The 18,037-nt window shown below is 72.3% G+C and carries 15 protein-coding genes; 4 read left to right on the top strand and 11 right to left on the bottom strand.

What is annotated here, in order from left to right; translation table 11 throughout:
- Window positions 1-43: 43 nt before the first annotated feature.
- Together ACIA77_RS05160 and ACIA77_RS05155 are read left to right on the top strand one after the other, a co-directional pair.
- Window positions 44-583: a putative immunity protein gene (locus ACIA77_RS05160; protein ID WP_395884514.1), complete on the top strand. Its 540-nt coding sequence runs from the start codon at window positions 44-46 to the stop codon at window positions 581-583.
- A gap of 108 nt (window positions 584-691) precedes the next feature.
- On the top strand, window positions 692-1,600 hold the full coding sequence (locus ACIA77_RS05155) for a cobalamin-binding protein (protein ID WP_395884513.1): 909 nt from the start codon (window positions 692-694) through the stop codon (window positions 1,598-1,600).
- Window positions 1,601-1,602: 2 nt separating this feature from the next.
- On the opposite strand, the gene ACIA77_RS05150 is transcribed toward ACIA77_RS05155, so the two are convergent.
- The 4 genes from ACIA77_RS05150 to ACIA77_RS05135 form a co-directional block, all read right to left on the bottom strand.
- Window positions 1,603-2,463, bottom strand: coding sequence for a hypothetical protein (locus tag ACIA77_RS05150; RefSeq protein ID WP_395884512.1), 861 nt, complete (start codon window positions 2,461-2,463; stop codon window positions 1,603-1,605).
- 35 nt (window positions 2,464-2,498) lie between these two features.
- Window positions 2,499-3,353, bottom strand: a complete 855-nt coding sequence (locus ACIA77_RS05145; protein ID WP_395884511.1) for a LysR family transcriptional regulator — start codon at window positions 3,351-3,353, stop codon at window positions 2,499-2,501.
- A gap of 94 nt (window positions 3,354-3,447) precedes the next feature.
- Window positions 3,448-3,816, bottom strand: a complete 369-nt coding sequence (locus tag ACIA77_RS05140) for a DoxX family protein (protein WP_395884510.1) — start codon at window positions 3,814-3,816, stop codon at window positions 3,448-3,450.
- Window positions 3,817-3,954: 138 nt separating this feature from the next.
- The gene (locus ACIA77_RS05135) at window positions 3,955-6,315 is read right to left on the bottom strand and encodes a glycosyl hydrolase family 95 catalytic domain-containing protein (protein ID WP_395884509.1); all 2,361 of its coding nucleotides are present in this window, start codon (window positions 6,313-6,315) and stop codon (window positions 3,955-3,957) included.
- A 271-nt stretch (window positions 6,316-6,586) separates the two neighbouring features.
- Here ACIA77_RS05135 and ACIA77_RS05130 point away from each other — a divergent pair, with 271 nt between their 5' ends.
- On the top strand, window positions 6,587-7,195 hold the full coding sequence (locus ACIA77_RS05130; RefSeq protein WP_395884508.1) for a TetR/AcrR family transcriptional regulator: 609 nt from the start codon (window positions 6,587-6,589) through the stop codon (window positions 7,193-7,195).
- Here the strand turns inward: ACIA77_RS05130 and ACIA77_RS05125 are convergent.
- Window positions 7,189-7,965, bottom strand: coding sequence for an SDR family oxidoreductase (locus tag ACIA77_RS05125; protein ID WP_395884507.1), 777 nt, complete (start codon window positions 7,963-7,965; stop codon window positions 7,189-7,191). The genes ACIA77_RS05130 and ACIA77_RS05125 overlap by 7 nt on opposite strands.
- A 94-nt stretch (window positions 7,966-8,059) precedes the next feature.
- Window positions 8,060-8,497 carry a winged helix-turn-helix transcriptional regulator gene (locus ACIA77_RS05120; RefSeq protein WP_395884506.1) on the bottom strand — a complete coding sequence of 146 codons (438 nt, stop codon included), beginning with the start codon at window positions 8,495-8,497 and terminating at the stop codon, window positions 8,060-8,062.
- A gap of 144 nt (window positions 8,498-8,641) precedes the next feature.
- Here ACIA77_RS05120 and ACIA77_RS05115 point away from each other — a divergent pair, with 144 nt between their 5' ends.
- A complete protein-coding gene (locus ACIA77_RS05115) occupies window positions 8,642-9,835 on the top strand; it encodes a thiolase family protein (RefSeq protein ID WP_395884505.1) in 1,194 nt (397 codons plus the stop codon).
- Between the two features lie 330 nt (window positions 9,836-10,165).
- Here the strand turns inward: ACIA77_RS05115 and ligD are convergent, their stop codons facing one another.
- From ligD to ACIA77_RS05090, 5 genes are all read right to left on the bottom strand, one after another.
- The gene (ligD, locus tag ACIA77_RS05110; protein ID WP_395884504.1) at window positions 10,166-11,107 is read right to left on the bottom strand and encodes a non-homologous end-joining DNA ligase; all 942 of its coding nucleotides are present in this window, start codon (window positions 11,105-11,107) and stop codon (window positions 10,166-10,168) included.
- A 35-nt stretch (window positions 11,108-11,142) separates the two neighbouring features.
- Window positions 11,143-12,681 carry a DUF2079 domain-containing protein gene (locus tag ACIA77_RS05105; RefSeq protein ID WP_395884503.1) on the bottom strand — a complete coding sequence of 513 codons (1,539 nt, stop codon included), beginning with the start codon at window positions 12,679-12,681 and terminating at the stop codon, window positions 11,143-11,145.
- A gap of 10 nt (window positions 12,682-12,691) precedes the next feature.
- Entirely contained in the window at window positions 12,692-14,206 is a 1,515-nt protein-coding gene (locus ACIA77_RS05100) for a hypothetical protein (RefSeq protein WP_395884502.1), read from the bottom strand.
- Between the two features lie 56 nt (window positions 14,207-14,262).
- A complete protein-coding gene (locus ACIA77_RS05095; protein ID WP_395884501.1) occupies window positions 14,263-15,750 on the bottom strand; it encodes a hypothetical protein in 1,488 nt (495 codons plus the stop codon).
- Between the two features lie 157 nt (window positions 15,751-15,907).
- Entirely contained in the window at window positions 15,908-17,956 is a 2,049-nt protein-coding gene (locus ACIA77_RS05090; protein ID WP_395884500.1) for a DHA2 family efflux MFS transporter permease subunit, read from the bottom strand.
- Window positions 17,957-18,037 lie beyond the last annotated feature (81 nt).

The following is an 18,037-nucleotide window of genomic DNA, read 5'->3' as shown; positions in this document are numbered from 1 at the left end:
AATTCCGCTGCCGGTGCGCCGCCCGGCGCGGCAAGATGGCGCGATGGCCGACGACTCCCCCGCGATCGCCCTGAGCAAGGCCGAGCTGCGCGCCGTGGCCGCCTACGCCGTGGCGTGCGCGCTGCCCGCGCTGGTGATCTTCGAACGCGAGCAGCCCGGCGATCCGCGTCCGCGGGCCGCGCTCGACGCCGCGCAGGGCTTCGCGGCCGGCGGCGAACGCACGAAGGCGATGCGCGACAGCGCGTGGGCAGCACACCGCGCGGCGCAGGAAGCTCGGGACACCGGTCAGGCCGCGGCGAGCGCGGCCGCGCGTGCCGCCGGCAGCGCGGTCGGCGCCGCGTTCCTGCACCCGCTGGCGAAAGCGACGCAGGTCAAGCACATCCTGGACTCGGCCGCCTCCGCGGCGCTCGCCTTCGAGCTCTCGGCCGGTGGCGACCCCCAGGTCGGAGCCGGGCACCTCGAGCAGGCCCGCGATCACGCCGGGCCCGTGGTCGTCGACGTCCTCAGGCGGTATCCCCCGGCCCCGCCCGGCGGCGGCCGGACCGGCGAGCTGATGCGGGCCCTGGACTCGTCCTTGCGGTAGTGGGTTTTGTCGGGCGGAGCGATGCTGACGCGCACTCCGCCCGACTGTATATGTCGTTATACACTTTTCGCAGCGCGTCTCCTGGCGGGGCGGGTTAGGTTCGAGGGCATGCGGATCGTGTCGTTGCTGCCGGCTGCGACCGACCTCGTCGCGGAGCTGGGGCGGCTCGGTGATCTGGTCGGGCGGACCCACGAGTGTGATTGGCCGCCCGGTGTCGAGGCGGTGCCGGTCGTGACCGCGGCCGAGGTGGACGGCGCGGTGCTCACGAGCCGGGAGATCTCCGCCGCTGTCGGCGGTTCGGCGCACAGTGGTTCGTCGCTGTATTCCGTGGACACCGCGCGCCTGGCGGAGCTCGCGCCGGACCTCGTGCTGACGCAGGACTTGTGCGAAGTCTGCGCCGTGTCGTACACGCGCGTGGCCGAAGCAGTGCGGGTGCTCGACGTGGGGACGAAGGTGCTGAGCCTCGAACCGCGCCGGCTCACTGACGTCCTCGGCTGCGTCACGACCCTCGGCGACGCGCTCGGTGTGCCCGAGCTCGCCGCGGACCGGGTCCGGGCACTCACCGCCCGGCTCGACGCCGTGCGTGCCCGGGTGGCCGGAAAACCGCGGCCGCGGGTGGTCGCGCTCGAGTGGCTGGATCCGTTGTGGCCGGCCGGGCACTGGGTGCCGGAGCAGATCACCGCGGCGGGTGGGGAGCCCCTGCTGGCGCACCCGGGTGAGCACACGCACCCGATGTCGTGGGACGCCGTGCGAGCGGCGCGGCCGGACGTGCTGCTCGTCCTGCCGTGCGGTTTCAGCCCCGATCGCACGGCGGCGGAATCCGGCGTGCTCACGGCGCTTCCCGGCTGGGCGGACCTGCCGGCCGTGCGCGCCGGCGCGGTGTGGCTGCTCGACGGCCCGGCGTACTTCAACCGCCCGGGCCCGCGGGTCGTGCGCGGCGCGGAGGTCCTGGCGCACGTGCTGCACGGCGTCGAGGCGGACCCGCCGGTGACGCCCGGCGAAGCGCGGCTCGCCTGAGCTCAGCCGAACACGACGTCCGCTGTCGCGACCGCCTCGGCGCGGGCCGCGTCCACTTGCAATGCCACTCCCCCGTCGCCCGGAACACCCGTCGCGACCAGGTGCTCACCGGCGAACACCGGGCGGCGCAACCGGTACGACAGCGACGAGATCGCGCGTTCCGGCGCGCGGGTGCGGGTCAGTTCCAGCAGGGCCAGCACGAGCAGCGGCCCGTGGACGACCAGGCCCGGGTAGCCTTCGACGCCGGTCACGTAGGGGTGGTCGTAGTGGATGCGGTGCGCGTTGGCCGTGAGCGCGCTGAACCGGAACAGCAGCACGGGATCCGGCGTCCACGCCTGCTGCCACTGGGCGGCCGACGACGGCGTGCCCGTCAGGTCGAGCCCGGCGAGCGCCGTGCGGCCGGAGTCCTCGCCCGAACGGTAGACGATGTCCTGCTCCTCGACGACCCGCACGGCACCGCCCTGACTGAGCTCGGTCCGCACGGTCACGAACAGCATCTCCCCCGTGCGGCCGTGCTTCACCGCGACTTCGCCGAGCGAGCGCACGCGCTCGGCCGGCGTGCCCAGCACGAGGGGCGCCCGCACCTCGAGCCGGCCGCCGGCGAACATCCGCCGCCGGTCCGGCAGCGGAGGCAGGAAGTGGCCGCCGGCCGGGTGGCCGTCGGCGCCGATCTCCGAGCGCAGCGGCCACTCGAGGAAGTAGAGCCAGTGCCACAGCGGCGGCAGCGGCTCCCCCGCGACTGCCGCCGGACGTGGCAGGTCCAGTGCCGCCGACAGCGCGGCGGCCGGTCCCGCCGCCAGTGCGTCGGTGTCGGTGAGCGGTTCGGGGGACCACGACTCCACGTACGAGCCCAGCGCGTTCATGGTCTTGGGTTACCACACAACGGCGTGCTGTGCAGTCACGCTGTGACGAGCTCCGCGAACTCGTAGATCAGCCGCGAGCGCCGCGAGGCGACCCACGCCACGGCGACCTGGCCGGGCGGCAGGTCGGACACGGGCACGTGCGTCACGTCGGGCCGCGTGTAGTACTCCGAAGTGGACAGTGGCACGATCGCGATGCCGAGGCCCGCGGCCACGTGCTCGAGCTTCTCCTCGATGCTGCGGAACCCGCGCGGGCGCGCGGCACCCCCGGCGCGCAGCTCGGTCGCGACGGCGCGCCACTCCGGCACCGCGTCGGGGTCGTTGAGCAGGTGCTCCCCGGCGAGGTCGGCCACTTCAACGGATTCCTTGCCCGCCAGCCGGTGCGTCACCGGCAGGATCGCCACGCGGGGTTCGCCGTACATCGGCCGCACGGTGAGCCCGCGCGGCTGCACCGGGAGCCGGACGATGCTCACGTCGGCCCGTCCGTCGTGCAGCACTTCGGCCTGGTCGTCCCACGTCGTCCGCACCAGCTCCACCGACAGTTCGGGGTGGCGCGCGGTCAGCGCCCGCACGGGCTGGGTCACGGTGATGCCCGGCATGAAACCGATGGTGAACGTCGAGGTCCCCCGCGCGGCCAGGGCGACCCGGCGCCGCAGCGCCTCGGCCGCGGCGAGGATGGGCCGGCTGTCCTCCAGCAGCTGCCGGCCCGCGGCCGTCAGCTCGGTGGAGCGGCGGTCGCGGACGAACAGCTGCGCGCGCAGCTCCTCCTCCAGCGCCCGGACCTGGCGCGAGAGCACGGGTTGCGCGATGTGCAGCCGCTCCGCCGCGCGGCCGAAGTGCAGTTCCTCGGCCACGGCGACGAAGTAGCGCACCTTCCGCAGGTCGACGTCCACCGCGGACCTCCCGTCCCCTCGCCTGGCACCCGCCCAGCCTAGGTCAGGGACGGCGGCCGGCGTCGGCTGCGACCGACGCGAGGGTGAGCCCGGTTCAGCCCGCGAAGCGGCCGATCGCGACGAACGCCGAGAGCACCAGCAACAGCACGTTCATCGGGATGCCCTTGGGTTCCTTGCGCCGGCCGTGCACCACGATCGCGCCGATCGCGATGATCACGAAGCCGACGGCGGCCAGCGGCGTGAGCACGGGCGCGATGCCGAACGCCTGCGGGAGGATCAAGCCGATCGCGCCCAGCACCTCGACCAGGCCGATGAACTTGACCATGCCGCCGGAGAAGTCCGCGACCCAGCCCATGTTGGGGTTCTCCAGCAGTTTCTCCTTGGGCGTGGCCAGCTTCATGCCGCCCGCAGCCAGGTAGATCGCCGCCGCGATGCCCGCAGCGATCCACAACGCGATGTTCATGCCGCCTCCCGATCCGCTCCGGCAGTCAGTGCGACGCCGGATAGTTGAACGCTACACTGTACGGAGTCGAAGCGTCGAGACGGCGGGGAGTGCTCCCGGTGCCGGGAGGGATCGGGGGCCTCCCGGCACCGGAAGCGGTCAGTGCGGCGTGACGGTGATCGATTCGTGGGGGCGCAGCCGGATCGTCTCGCGCCAGCTGCCGGCCCGCAGTTCGGTCTCGGTGCCGCCCACGCTGCGGACCACGGCCTTCATGACCTTCCCGCGCCGCCACTCGAGGTCCACTTCGAACCCGCCGCGCGCGCCGATCCCCGTCACGCGCCCGGTTTCCGCCCACGCCTTCGGCAGCGCGGGCAGGAACTCGATCACGCCGGGCCGCGAGTACAGCAGCATCTCGAGCATCGCCGCGGGCGCGCCGAGGTTGGCGTCGATCTGGAAGATCGTGTAGCTACCCTGGCTGTACATGTCGAAGAAGTTCGCCGCCGTGCCGTTGCCGTTGCTGACCGAGGGCCGCAGCACCGTGAGGAACAGCTGGTAGGCGCGGTCGGCGTCCTTCAGCCGCGCCCAGCAGGCCGACCGCCACGCGCAGCCCCAGCCGAACGTGTCCATGCCGCGGGCGATCAGCAGGTTGCGCACACCCTCGATCAGATCCGCCGGCGCCGTGTCGGTGGTGATGCGGTCACCGGGGAAGAACCCGACGAGCGGCGAGAGGTGCCGGTGGGTGGTCTCCCCCAGGTTCTCCGGCGAGAGCCACTCCTGCAGCCAGCCGGTCACCGGGCTCACGGCCGGCAGGTGCAGCCGGTCGCGCATGCCGGTGATCGTTTTCCCGTACGCGGTGTCGCGGTCGAGGATTTCGGTGGCCTGCGTGAAGTGGCCGAACAGGTCGTGGACGAGCTCCTGCGAGTACGTGTTGCCCACCGCGTCCGGGCCGTGCTCCGGCGACCAGTCGGTGTCGCTGACCAGGTAGTCCTGACCGTCGATGGTCCGGGTGATGAGCCGCGCCTCCCAGAACTCGGTGGCGCCCTTCAGCACGGGGTAGACCTTGGCGAGGTACGCCGCGTCCCGCGTGTATTCGTAGTGGTCCCAGAGGTTGTTGCACAGCCACGCGTTACCGGCTGGGTGCCACGCCCAGCCGGAGCCGCCGTAGATGTTGGTGGAGAACGCGATCGCCCAACCCGCGATCTTGCCCGTCGAGTTGCGGAACCGGTTGCGCGGGTCGTTGAACAACCGCTGCGTCGTGTCGCTCCACGCGGGCAGCTGAGCGAGGCAGTAGTCGGCCAGCGCGTCGAAGCACTCCTTGAGGCCCGCGCGGTCGGCGAGCCAGTAGTTCATCTCGAGGTTGATGTCGGTGTGGTAGTCGCTGTACCAGTCGGGCGAGTTGTTGCTCAGCCACAGGCCCTGGAGGCTGATCGGGAGGCCGTCGCGCGAGCCGGTGATCGTCAGGTACCGCCCGAACTGCAGGTAGCTGGCCTCGAGTTCCGGATCCGGCGTACCGGGGTCGGTGTAGCGCACGGCGAGTCGCGACCACGAGTCGAGCCCGCGCCGGCTCTGGGGCGAGCTGCCGAGGTTCACGCTCATCCGGTCGTAGAGGCCGCGGTAGTCCTTCACGTGCGTGGCCAGCAGCGCGGTGGCGGGCACGGCCGCGGCGGCCGTCACCTTCCCGGCGGCCACGGCGGCGGGATCCGCGGTGGCGTCGAGGTACTCGCGGGCGGCGTCGGGGACGTAGCTGGTGCCGCCGCACACGACGATCACCACTTCGCTGCAGCCGGTGAACGTCACGTCGGTGCCCGACACCGCGACCTGCCCGCCCTTGCCCGCGGCGGTGACCGCGGTGCTGTACTTCAGGCCGTTGGCGAAGGTGCCGCCGAGCGACACGACGCCGGCGCCGGCCGTGGGCTGTTCACCGCGGGTGCCTTCGAGCGTCACGGAGCCCGTGTAGGACCCGCCGCCCTGCTGCGTCAGGTGGATCACGACGACGTCGTCGGGGTGGCTCGCGTAGACCTCCCGGCGGTACTTCGCGCCCCGGAGGCCGTAGGTCGCGGTGACCAGGCCGTTGCTGAGGTCGAGGGTGCGGCGGTAGTCGCGGACGCCGGTGTGGGCCGGCAGCTTGAGCCGCACCTTGGCCAGCAGGCCGAAGCTCCCGAAGTCATCGCGGCCGTAGGGCAGCTGCCCGTCGGACTGCACCTGGTCGTTGATCCCGCCGGTCCACAACGAGGAATCGGTGAAGTAGAGGTAGTCGGCCGCGGGGTCGCCCCCCACGAGGCCACCGATCCGACCATTGCCGATCGGCAGGGCCTGCTCGATGACGTGGTCCTCGGCCGCGGGCGCGGGGTACCACAGGGTCGTCGCGGCGGTGTCGGCGACGAGGTCGGCGACCGCCGGTCTCGCGGGCGCCGCCTGGGCCGTGAACGGGCGAAACCCGCTCAACGCGAAGCCGGCGCCGACCGCGCCACCGAGCTTGAGAAAGGTCCGACGAGAGGGCGGGGACGAGAAGTTCGACATGGCGATTCCGTTCGGCGTCGAAGGCGGAAACCGGCTGTGAAGCTCGCCAAAGATAGGATGTCTGCACGAAGCGGGTCAATATTTTTCGGAATTTTTCCCGCCCTTGGCGCCCTCACCGGGGTCGATCCCGTACTCGATCGCAACGGGTCCAGGAACCCTGGCGGACGCGCGGAACCGACCCGGGGCCGGTTCGGCACAGCGGGCTGCCGCCGCCTCCGGCCGCGCCGCGGCGGAGGTAAAGCTCCAGGTGAGGGAGTTGTAGTCTCCGGCCATGGCTCCCTCCCCGACCCCGCGCCGCCCGAGCCGCGCCGAGACGCGGCGCAAGATCATCGACGCCGCCACCGAGGTGTTCGCGCGCCAGGGCATCGCGGCCACGTCGCTCAACGACATCGCCGCGGCGGCGGGGCTCACGAAGGGCGCGGTCTACTCGAACTTCGAGGGCCGCGACGACCTCGTGCTCACGATCATGGAGGAGCACATCGTCGAGCGGATGCGCCTGGCCACCACGGTGTTCGACGAGCTGGACGACCTCGGCGAGGCCACCGCGGAAGCGGGTGCGCGGCTGGCCGCGGGAGTCGACACCGACGCGACGTGGCACCGGCTCCTGCTGGAGTACTGGGGCATCGCGATGCGCAACCCGGCCGTCCACAAAGGACTCGCCCTGCGCCGGGCCCAGCTGCGCGACGCGATCACGGCCGCGATCGCACGGGCCGCGGGCCGGCACGACGTCGAGCTGCCGCTGCCGCCGGAGCAGCTCGCGGTGGTCGTGCTGGCGCTGTCGAACGGGCTCGCGGTCGAGCGCGGCATCGAGGCCTCGGCCGTGCCGGACACCCTCTTCGCCGATGTGCTGAAACTCCTGGTGACCCCGCGAGATCAGTGATACCGCAGCGCGCCCGGATCCGGCCGCTCCGCGAGGTAGCCGGCGAAGGTGAGCACACCGTCGGCGTGCTCGGGGGTGAGGTTGGCGCCGCCGGCGTACGCGCGGTAGAGCGCACCGGGCACCGACACCGGCACCACGCGTTTGGTCCGCCCGGCCGCCGCCAGCACGGCCCCGGCCAGGTCCGCCGCCGCCAGCACCTCCGGGCCGCCGAAGTCCGGCGCGCGGCCGGCGGGCTCGGCCTTGGCCAGCTCGGCCAGCCGCCCCGCGAGGTCGCGCACGTCCACGGGCTGGAACCGCCACCGCGGCACCGGCACCACGGGCAGCCGGCCGGCGGCGGCGAACACGGTGCGCACGAGCGAGTGGAACTGCGTCGCGCGCTGGATCGTGTGCGGCAGCCCCGAATTCACGATCAGTTCCTCGGCGGCGAGCTTCGCGCGGTAGTAGCCGAGCGGCACGCGGTCGACGCCGACGATCGACACGTACACCAGGTGCGGCGGGTTTCCGGTCCAGCGCGCGGCTTCCACGAGCGTCCGGATCGCGTGGACCTCGCGCCGGTAGTCGGTGGCGCAGTGCAGCACGACGTCGCAGCCGGCCAGCGCGGTGTTGATGCCGCGGCCGGTCCGCAGGTCGCCGACCACCCACTCCGCGCCCCGGCCGCCGCGCCGCTTCCGGCTCAGCGCGCGCACGCGCTCCCCCGCCGCCCCGAGCCGGTCCACGACCGCGCTGCCGAGCTGACCGGTCCCACCGGTCACCAGGATCCGTTCCGGCACGCCGCCCCTTCCCGGCACCACCGCCCGTCCGGACGGTTTCCGCGGCCATCCTGGCACGCGGGCGCCGGGCCCGAAAGCGCCTGGCCGCGCTGGATCAGCGCACGGCGCCCACGCGCAGCGGGTGCGTGCCCGCCGCGTTCACCGGTTCACCGCAGTGCGCGCACACGCTCTTCACCTGCAGCTGTTCACCGCACGCGTGTTCGTAGACCGTCGGCGGCGGGCCCTGGTGCACGTACCGGTCGCCCCACTGCATCAACCCGAGCAGCACCGGCTGCAGGGCGCGCGCCGACTCCGTGGGCAGGTACTCGAAGCGCGGCGGGTGGTCCTCGTACTGGCGCTTCTCGAGCACCCCGGCGTCGACGAGCTTGCGCAGCCGCGCGGCGAGGATGTCCCGGCTGGCTCCGGTGTTGTCGGCGATCTGGTTGAACCGCCGCTCCCCCAGCAGGATCTCCCGCAGCGCGAGCAGGCTCCACCGCTCGCCCACCACCTCGAGCGCGTCCGCGATCGAGCACTCCCGGCCTCGCGCTGCCATCCGCCTCACCTCCGCCGCTAGGAATTTCCAACCTAGCACGTCACCACTGTTGTGTGAGCTGGCCGACACCCACGCCCAACTCAGTTGTGTTCTCCAACTTACGCGGCGTAGAACGGAAGAACCGGCTACGCGAGGAGGCAGGGCATGAGGGACGCAGTCATCGTCGACGCGGTGCGGACACCGATCGGCAAGGGCAAGCCCACCGGGCGGCTGGCGGGGGTGCACCCGGTCGACCTGCACGCGCACGCGATCCGGTCGCTCGTCGAGCGCACGGGCCTCGACCCGGCGCTGATCGACGACGTGATCAGCGGCGCGGTCGGCCAGATCGGCGAGCAGAGCATGAACACCGCGCGCTGGGCCGCGCTCGCCGCGGGCCTGCCGGAGTCGGTGCCCGCCGTGACCGTCGACCGCCAGTGCGGCAGCAGCCAGCAGGCCATCCACTTCGCCGCGCAGGGCGTGCTGAGCGGCGCGTACGACGTGGTGGTCGCCTCCGGCATCGAGTCCATGGGCCGGGTGCCGATGGGCAGCCAGGTCGCGGGCGAGGACCCGTTCGGCGCCGGCGTCGCCGCGCGCTACCCCGAAGGACTCGTGCCGCAGGGGATCAGCGCCGAGCTCATCGCCGCCAAGTGGGGCTTCTCGCGCGAGCAGCTCGACGCGTACTCGGCCGAGAGCCACCGCCGCGCTGCGCAGGCGTGGGCCGACGGCAAGTTCGCCGGCGAGGTCGCGGCGCTCAAGGCGCCGGGTCCCGACGGTGCGCTCGCCGACGTGACCACGGACGAATCCGTGCGACCGGGCACCACACCCGAGGTCCTCGCGGGCCTCAAGCCGGCGTTCAAGGCGGACGTGTGGGAGCAGCGCTTCCCGCAGCTCGACTGGCGCGTGACGGCGGGCAACTCCTCGCCGATCAACGACGGCGCGTCCGCCGTGCTCATCACCAGCAGCGAGACCGCGGCGAAGCTGGGCCTCCAGCCCCGAGCCCGCCTGCACACGTTCTCCGTGGTCGGCGACGACCCGCTGTACATGCTGACCGGCGTGATCCCGGCGACGCGCAAGGTGCTGGACCGCGCCGGGCTGAAGCTGGCGGACATCGACGCGTTCGAGGTCAACGAAGCCTTCGCCAGCGTCGTGCTGGCGTGGCGGGCCGAGCTCGGCGCGGACCTGGACAAGGTGAACGTCAACGGCGGCGCCATCGCTCTCGGCCACCCGCTCGGCGCCAGCGGTGCCCGCCTGATGACGACGCTCCTGTCCGTGCTCGAGCAGACCGGCGGCCGCTACGGCCTGCAGACGATGTGCGAAGCCGGCGGGCTCGCCAACGCGACGATCATCGAGCGCCTCTGACCCGGTGCCGGGACGTCCGCCATCCCCGGCGTCCCGGCACCCGCTCGGTCCTCAGAGGACGGACAACATCCCGTCGGCGTAGCGGATCTGCCCCGCCACGAAGTCCGACGCCGGGTGAGCACAGGAACAGCACCGGCCCGACGAGGTCGCTCACCTCACCCCGGCGTCCCGCGGGCGTCCTCGTCCGCACCCACGCGCTGAAACCTCGTCGGCGGCCGGCGCGGCCGTCAGCTCGGTGCGGAAGTGGCCGGGGCCCAGCCCGTTGACCTGGCTGCCCGCGGGGACCCGGTGACGGGGCGACCTGGCCACGCACGTCGAACCCGGGATGGCTCAGGAGTCCTCTGCGTCAAGCCCGTCGCGGTCGGCCCACTCCAGCAGCGGCTCCAGCGAGAAGGCCGTGTCGTCGATGCCCGCGTGCAGGTCGCCCAGCTCGGCGAAGCGGGCCGGCACCGTCGCGATGGTGCACTCGCGTGGTTCGACGTCGTCCACCTCGTCCCAGCGGATCGGCGTCGACACGGTGCCCTCGGGGACCCCGCGCACGGAGTAGGCGCTCGCGATCGTGTGGTCGCGGGCGTTCTGGTTGTAGTCCACGAAAAGCTTGCTGGGATCGCGATCCTTGCGCCACCACGTGGTCGTCACGTACTCCGGCGCGCGCCGTTCGACCTCGCGCGCGAAGGCGAGCGCGGCGCGGCGGACCTCGGCGAAGCCCCAGCGCGGTTCGATGCGCACGTAGACGTGCAGGCCGCTGCCGCCCGAGGTCTTCGGCCAGCCGATCGCGCCGAGTTCGTCCAGCACCTCGTGGGCGACGTGCGCGATGCGGCGGACCGTGTCGAACGGGCAGTCGGGCATCGGGTCCAGGTCGATGCGCCACTCGTCGGGCTTCTCCGTGTCGGCGCGGCGGGAGTTCCACGGGTGGAACTCCACAGTGGACATCTGCACCGCCCACGCGACGTGCGCCGCCTCGGTCACGCACAGCTCGTCGGCGTAGCGCCCGTAACGCGGGAAGTGCACGCGGACCGTTTCCAGCCACGGCGGCGCGCCGTGCGGCACGCGCTTCTGGTGCACCTTCTCCCCCGCGACCCCCGACGGGAACCGGTGCAGCATGCACGGGCGCTCCCGCAGGGCGCGCACGATGCCCTCGCCCACGGACAGGTAGTAGTTGACGAGGTCGAGCTTCGTCTCGCCCCGCGCCGGGAAGTACACCCGGTCCGGGTTCGAGATCCGCACCATCCGGTCCCCGACCGCGACCTCCACCGCGGAGTCTTTCGCCATGCCGTGACCGTAACCGCTGCGCGGCTCCGCCGCGATCAGATCCGCACGAGCCGCACCCAGCCGTTACCGGTGGCGGGTGAGAACAGGTGCCACGTGCCGGGCCCGGAGATCGGCGTCCAGCTCCAGTCGAGCCGGTACTGGGCGGGCCGCGGTTCCCGCGTCCGGTCCAACCAGTGGTAGTCCAGCCGGAGCAGGAACGAGCCGACCGGCCCGGTCTCCGCGATGCGCCGGTCGACCAGCGGCACGACCCGGCCCTGGTCGGCGAAGGTGTCGACCATCGGGCAGCGGCAGAAGTACGCGAGCGTGCCGACCTCCGGCGGCGCCGCCACCGTCGCGTCGCCGACCCGGGCGCCGATCGCCTCCCCGACGCGCGCGTAGTCGGCGGCCGTGGCCCAGTTCCCGAAGATCGGCGGGGCCGTCCACGGCACGCCCCGGCGGACGTCGAGGTAGCCGGCGGGCAGCACGACGCCGGTGAACGCCAGCACCGCCACGGTCACGGCGACCGCCCGCCGGAAGCCGTGACCCAGAGTCGCGACGTGGCCGGCCACGACTACGAACACGACGGTGAGCGCGACGATCGGCGGCACGTAGTACCACTGGTATGGGGGCACGCCGAGGCCCGAATAAGCGCTGTAGTACGCGAGCCCGCCGAGTCCCAGCACGGCGACCGGTCCGAACCGCGCGGCCCGCTGCCGGCGCACGAGCAGCCAGCCGGCCAGCCCGAACAGCGCGAGCAGGCCGGCCGCCGCCGGTCCGAACGAGATGAGCGTGGCCTGCCACCGCTTCGGGTCGAGGTAGTAGACCGGCCCGTTGCCGTAGGTGTACTCGCCGAACGCGCCCTGCGTCGTCTTGATCAGGAACGTGTCCGGGATAGCCGAGCCGAGGGCGAACCAGCTGAACACGAACCACGGCACGCACACCGCCGCGACGACGCCCGCGACCGGCCACAGCCGGCGCCGCAGCGCGCCCGCGCCGAGCGCGAAGAGCACGACGAACACCACCAGGTCCAGCCGCACCAGGACCGCGAGGCCCGCGACCACACCGAAGCCGATCGCGCGGCCTTCCAGCGCGTACGCCGTGAGCAGCACCAGCGCCGCCGAGATGAGGTGCACCTCGAGCCCGGTCGCCGACAGCACGAACGGGTTCAGCAGGATCGCCGCAGTCCCGGCCACGGCCGTCGCGAACGGCAGCCGCAGCGCCCGCGCGATCCGCGCGAAACCCCATCCCGCGGCCGTCATCGCCGCCACGAAGATCAGGCCCAGCCCCGCCACCGGGTGGACCCGGCCACCGGCGACCCGGGTGAGCGTGCCGCCGAGCGCGAGCAGCACGACGTTGAGCGGCGATGTCGCCGAGTTCGCGGTCTCGGCGCGGACCAGGCCCCAGTGGAAGTGCTCGGCGACGTTGCGGGCGTAGCCGAGCGTGATGTAGGTGTCGTCGATCAGGCTCCCCTTGACCCCGAGGAACACCACGGCCGACCCGGCGGCCACCGCGACCGGCCACAGCAGGGCCCGGCCGCGGCCGCGTCTCGGCACCTCCCCGTGCTCGGCCGGGAGACGCTGCGACGGGGCCGCCACGCCGTCCACCTCAGCCGCCGCCGGCCCGCACGAGGTAGAGCTCCTGATCGCCGGCCCACGGCGACGCGATGCGCCACTGGGCGAGCACGTTCGCGGGCGCGGGCGCGCCGACCGGGGTCGGGGTGAGCGCGTACTGGGGTTCGACGGGTGCCACGCCGTAGTCGAAGTTGTGGAAGTTCCAGCGGACGAGCGTGCGCCCGAGCGAGCTCATCGTGGCCTCGCGCTGCGCGATGGCCGGGCCGACCGCACCCCGGTCGTCGAACAGGTCGACGATCGAGCAGCCGCAGCTGTAGGCGAGCACGCCGATCTCGCCGCCGCTGCGCACGGTCGAAGTGCCGACGAACCGGCCCAGCTCGGGCCCGATCCGTTCGTACTGCGCGGTGGTGGTGTGGTTGGACATGATCGGCGCGAACGGCCGTGGCAGGCCGCCCCACGCGTAAAACGCGGCGCTCACGCCCACGAGCCCCAGCGCGGAAAGCGCCGCGGGGGCGCCCACCGTCCACCGGGCCGCGGCCGGCGCGCGCCCGGCCACCGCCGCGACGGCAGCGGCGAAGAAGATCGTGCTCACGGCGATGCTCGGCCCGTAGTACCAGTGGTACGGCGGAACGTGCAGGCGCGAGTACGCCAGGTAGTGCACGGCTCCCGCCGGCACGAGGGCCACGAACGGCAGCAGCGCGGAGGCGGCCGGGCCCCGCCGCACGAGTGTCGGCAGCCAGCACACGAACGCGACCGCGCCGAGCACAGCGGGCAGGAACGACAGCCACGTCGCCCACGGGAACACGCCCTCGTACAGCACCGGGCCGTTGGAGAACCCGAAATCGCCCCAGGACTTCTGCAGCGTCTTGATGATCAGCGTGTCGGGCACCGCCGAGCCGAGCACGAACCAGCTGAACACGAACCACGGCAGCGAGACCACCAGCGCCGCCAGCACCGTCTTGCCCAGCCCCGCCCAGAACCGCGCCCGCAGCACGATCACGACGAGCGCGATGAGCAGCAGGTCCACCCGGATCAGCACGAGCACCCCGGCCGCCACGCCGACGAGCACCGGGCGCCATTCGGCCGAAAAGACGAGCAGGCACACCACCGCGGCGATGCCGAACTCGACTTCCAGCCCGATCGACGAGAGCAGCAGCGGGTTCACCGTCAGCAACGCGATCGCCAGCGGCGAGAACCACCGCGGCAGGCCCGCCTGGTCACCGAGCCGGGCCAGCCCGACGGCGATCACCACCTGGCACAGCACGAACAGGATCGCCGCCGCGAGCACCGCGTCGCGCACCACGAGCGTGAGCGCCGCGAGCACCAGCACGCTCAGCGGTGACGTCGCCGTGTTCGACGTGCCGAGTTCGATGAGCCCCCAGTGCCCGTGGAACGCGAGGTTGCGGGCGTAGGCGAGGGTGATGAACGCGTCGTCGATCAGGTGGCCGCGCACGAGCACCCACACGCCCGCCGAGAGCGCGGCCACCACAAAGGCGAGGACAACGTGGCGCCGGGGCCGTTCTCGCCCGGCGTCGTCGACTTCGTCCATCTCGGTTGTGCTGGCAGACGCCACGTTCGCTCCTCTTCAGGAGGCCGGGCAGGTCCTCAGCGGGCGGGGACCAGCGTGAAGTGACCGATGCCCTTCGCCGCTGAGTACACCGTCCACGAGTCGGGTCCGGTGGCCGGGCCCTTGTCGTAGAGAAGTTTGTAGTCTACTTGCCGCGGCGGCTGGTTCCGGTCGAACCAGTGGTAGTTGATGCGCAGGCCCAGCCTCGACACGGCGCCGTCCTCGGCGATCCGCTTCCGCACGATGCTCGCGACCTGGGTGCGGTCGGAGAACACGTCGAGGATCTGGCAATCGCAGTAGTACGCGAGCGTGCCGATTTCACCCGGCCCCGCCACCGACGCGCCGTGCAGCCGCTGGCCGAGTTCACGGCCGACGCGCGCGTAGTCCGTCGAGCTGGCCCAGTTGCCGAAGATGACCGGCGACGGCCACGGCACGCCCTGCGCCAGGTCGATCGAGACCATGCCGAGCGCGGTGACCCAGGCCAGGCCCAGCGCCGTGAGCGGCGCGGCCTTGCGCAGCCCCGGCCGGCGGCCGGACTCCGCGAGCCAGATGCCGGCCATGAGCACGGCGAACGACGCGATCGTCGCCGTCGGCGTCACGTAGTACCAGTGGTAGGGACCGACGCCGAGCGTCGAGTACACGATGTAGTAGGCGATGCCGCCCAGACCGAGGCCGACGACCGGGGCCAGCGCCGGGAAATCGTCCCAGCGGCGCGCGAAGCGCACACCGGCCCAGGCCAGGAGCACGGCCACGCCCGCGACCGCCCCGGCGAAGGTGAACAGCACGGTCACCGGCTGGTACAGGAAGTACATGACCGGGCCGCTGAAGTACCCCCAGGCGCCGAACAGGCCTTCCTGGTCCTGCTTGATGACCAGCGTGTCCGGGATGAACGAACCGAGCGCGAACCAGCTGAAGAGGAACCACGGCGCCGCGACGAGGACGCCGGTGCCGAAGGCGCGCCAGAAGTGCCGCCGGATGGCGCCGGTGCAGAAGGTGATGATCAGGACGACCACGATCAGGTCGAGGCGCGTGAGCACCGTCAGCGCCGCGAACACGCCGAACAGGACCGGACGGCCCTCGACGGCGAACACGGTCAGCCACAGCAGGATCGCGGGCACGAGGAGCACCTCGAGGCCCGTCGCCGACAGCAGGAACGGGTTCACGACCACGATCAGCACACCGAGCAGGCCCACCCACGTGGGCAGCCGGAACGCCCGGACCAGCCGCTGCCAGGCCCAGCCGAGCGCGCCCGCCGAGAGCACCGTGAGCGCCCCGAGCGCGGCCACCGGGTGGGCGGCGCCGCTGATCCGCGTGAGCAGCGTCAGGAACCCGAGCAGCAGCACGTCCAGCGGCGAGGTCGCCGAGTTGGCCGTGGTGCCGGGGACGAGCGCCCACTCGCCGTGCACGGCGAGGTTCTTCGCGTACGCGAGCGTGATGTACCCGTCGTCGGTCAGGCTCCCGCGCACCAGGAGGAACGACAACAGGCCCAACAGGGCTGCGGCCCACGGGAGCCATCGGAAACGCACAGAGCGTGACCGTACGGCACCACCGGGCCGGGGCTCTACGCGGCTGTCCGCGTCGTCCGGGATCGTGACCACTGACTCATCCACCGACATGGTCCGGGAACAATAAGGGGTGTTCGTTTCGGCGATGCTAACGCCCCGTGTGTGAGGACCCCGTCGTTCACACCAGGGCGTGGCGACCGGCGCGTTCGGCGTCGGCGCTCTGGTCCAGCACGCGCGCCGCGACCCGGCCGATCGCCGCGTCGAGCTCGGCGCGATCGCCGGTGCCCCAGTCGGCGAGCCGCTCCGCGAGCCAGTCGTGCCAGGCCCGCGCGAGCTTGTCGAACTCCGCCCGGCCGGCCGCGGTGAGCGCCCAGCTGCCGCCCGAGAACGTCAGGTAGCCCGTGAGCTCCAGCCGCGCGAACGCCGGTTCCAGGACCTGCGGTGGCACGCCGTAGTACCGCCCGATGGCGGTGAGCGTGGCCGGTTCGCCGCGGCGGGCGCGCAGGTGGACCTGGACGAGGCACCACAACCCGCCGTGGTCGAGGTCCGACCCCGACCGAGCGGCGATGGCGGGCGCGACCTTGCGGCGCTCACGGAAGAACAGCGTGGCGATGGCGCGCTCCAGCTCGCGGTCGCCCTCGCGCGGTTCGGGCATGGCGAACCCGTCGCCGAGATCCGGCGCGGCGGCGCGGGACGTGTCGCGCAGTGGTACCTCTTTGAGGAAGAACGCGAGCACGAGCGCGACGAGCCCGACCGGCGCGGCGGACAGGAACACGACGTGCAGCGAGTCGCTGTAAGCGGTGATGATCGGTTCGGAGCTCGCCGCCGGCAGCTGGTGCAGCGCCTGGGGCACGGCTGTGGCCCGCGGGTCGACGTCCGGCGGCAGCGGGTGGGCCGCGAGCGCGGCGGCCAGGTTCGGGCCCAGCTGGTTGGCGTAGACGGTGCCGAAGATCGCGGCGCCGAACGAGCTGCCGATGGAGCGCAGGAACGTCACGCCAGACGTCGCGACGCCGAGGTCGCGGTAGTCGGCGGTGTTCTGCACCGCGATCGTGAGCACCTGCATGCCGAGGCCGATCCCGAGGCCCAGCACGGCCATGTACAGCGCCGATTCCCAGAACCCGGTGTGCGGCCCGAGCCGCGAGAGCAGGTACAGCCCGGCCGTCATCAGCGCCGACCCGGCGAGCGGGAAGATCTTGTACCGGCCCGTGCGGCTGACCAGGTTGCCGGACAGGATCGACGCGAACAGCAGCGCCAGCACCATCGGCAGCAGGCGCACCCCGGACGAGGTGGCCGAAACGCCCTGCACGTACTGCATGTAGGTCGGCAGGTAGGACAACGCCCCGAGCATCGCGAAGCCGACGACGAAGCTCATGATCCCGGCGACGGTGAACACGGGGTTGCGGAACAGCCGCATCGGCAGCATCGGTTCTTCGGCCCGGAGTTCCACGACCACGAACAGCCCCAGCAGCACCACCGACCCGGCGGCCATCCCGAGGACCACCGGCGAGCCCCACGCGTACGTGGTGCCGCCCCAGCTCGTCACGAGGGTCAACCCGGTCGCGGCGAGGCCGATGAGCAGGATGCCGCGGTAGTCGATCACGGGTTTCACGACCGCCCGCGCGTTGGGCATCGCCGCCGAGGCGACCACGAGCACCACCACGACGAGCGGGATGTTCACGTAGAACGCCCACCGCCACGACAGGTGGTCCACGAAGAAGCCCCCCAGCATGGGCCCGGCCACGGTGACGACCCCGAACACCGAGCCGAGCGCGCCCTGGTACTTGCCGCGTTCGCGCAGCGGCACGACGTCGGCGATGAGCGCCGTGGACGTCACCATCAGCCCGCCGCCGCCCAGGCCCTGCACCGCGCGCCAGACGATGAGCCACACCATGCTGTCGGCGAACCCGCAGAAGAACGACCCGGCCCCGAAGACCAGCACGGACAGCTGGAACATCAGCTTGCGCCCGAACAGGTCGCCGAGCTTGCCGACGACCACCGTCATGATCGTCTCGGCCAGCAGGTACGCCGTGACCACCCACGACAGGTGCCCCGCCCCGCCGAGGTCGCCGACGATCGTCGGCAGCGCCGTGCCCACGATGGTCTGGTCGAGGGCCGCCAGCAGCATCCCGAGCAGCACGGCGCCGAACACCGCGTTGATCTTCCGCCGCGACAACCCGGCCCCGACCGCGGCCGGCTCCCCCTGCGTCACCTCGGCGGTGGCCGTCATGCGCCCCTCCTTCTCACGCGGTCGTTCCCGCGGATCCACGGTAGGACGAGGTGTCCATTGTGGATAGCCACTCGTTCCGGT

The organism is Amycolatopsis sp. NPDC051903, from assembly GCF_044452505.1.
Classification (GTDB): domain Bacteria; phylum Actinomycetota; class Actinomycetes; order Mycobacteriales; family Pseudonocardiaceae; genus Amycolatopsis.
The sequence above is the reverse complement of the archived record's forward strand: the minus strand, read 5'-3'. Positions and strand labels throughout refer to the sequence as shown.

Excerpts from the sequence above, each read along its gene's own strand:
- ACIA77_RS05160 (WP_395884514.1), top strand. The coding sequence starts at position 44 with ATGGCCGACGACTCCCCCGCGATCGCCCTGAGCAAGGCCGAGCTGCGC.
- ACIA77_RS05155 (WP_395884513.1), top strand. The coding sequence starts at position 692 with ATGCGGATCGTGTCGTTGCTGCCGGCTGCGACCGACCTCGTCGCGGAG.
- ACIA77_RS05150 (WP_395884512.1), bottom strand. The coding sequence starts at position 2,463 with ATGAACGCGCTGGGCTCGTACGTGGAGTCGTGGTCCCCCGAACCGCTC.
- ACIA77_RS05140 (WP_395884510.1), bottom strand. The coding sequence starts at position 3,816 with ATGAACATCGCGTTGTGGATCGCTGCGGGCATCGCGGCGGCGATCTAC.
- ACIA77_RS05135 (WP_395884509.1), bottom strand. The coding sequence starts at position 6,315 with ATGTCGAACTTCTCGTCCCCGCCCTCTCGTCGGACCTTTCTCAAGCTC.
- ACIA77_RS05130 (WP_395884508.1), top strand. The coding sequence starts at position 6,587 with ATGGCTCCCTCCCCGACCCCGCGCCGCCCGAGCCGCGCCGAGACGCGG.
- ACIA77_RS05120 (WP_395884506.1), bottom strand. The coding sequence starts at position 8,497 with ATGGCAGCGCGAGGCCGGGAGTGCTCGATCGCGGACGCGCTCGAGGTG.
- ACIA77_RS05115 (WP_395884505.1), top strand. The coding sequence starts at position 8,642 with ATGAGGGACGCAGTCATCGTCGACGCGGTGCGGACACCGATCGGCAAG.
- ligD (WP_395884504.1), bottom strand. The coding sequence starts at position 11,107 with ATGGCGAAAGACTCCGCGGTGGAGGTCGCGGTCGGGGACCGGATGGTG.
- ACIA77_RS05100 (WP_395884502.1), bottom strand. The coding sequence starts at position 14,206 with ATGGACGAAGTCGACGACGCCGGGCGAGAACGGCCCCGGCGCCACGTT.
- ACIA77_RS05090 (WP_395884500.1), bottom strand. The coding sequence starts at position 17,956 with ATGACGGCCACCGCCGAGGTGACGCAGGGGGAGCCGGCCGCGGTCGGG.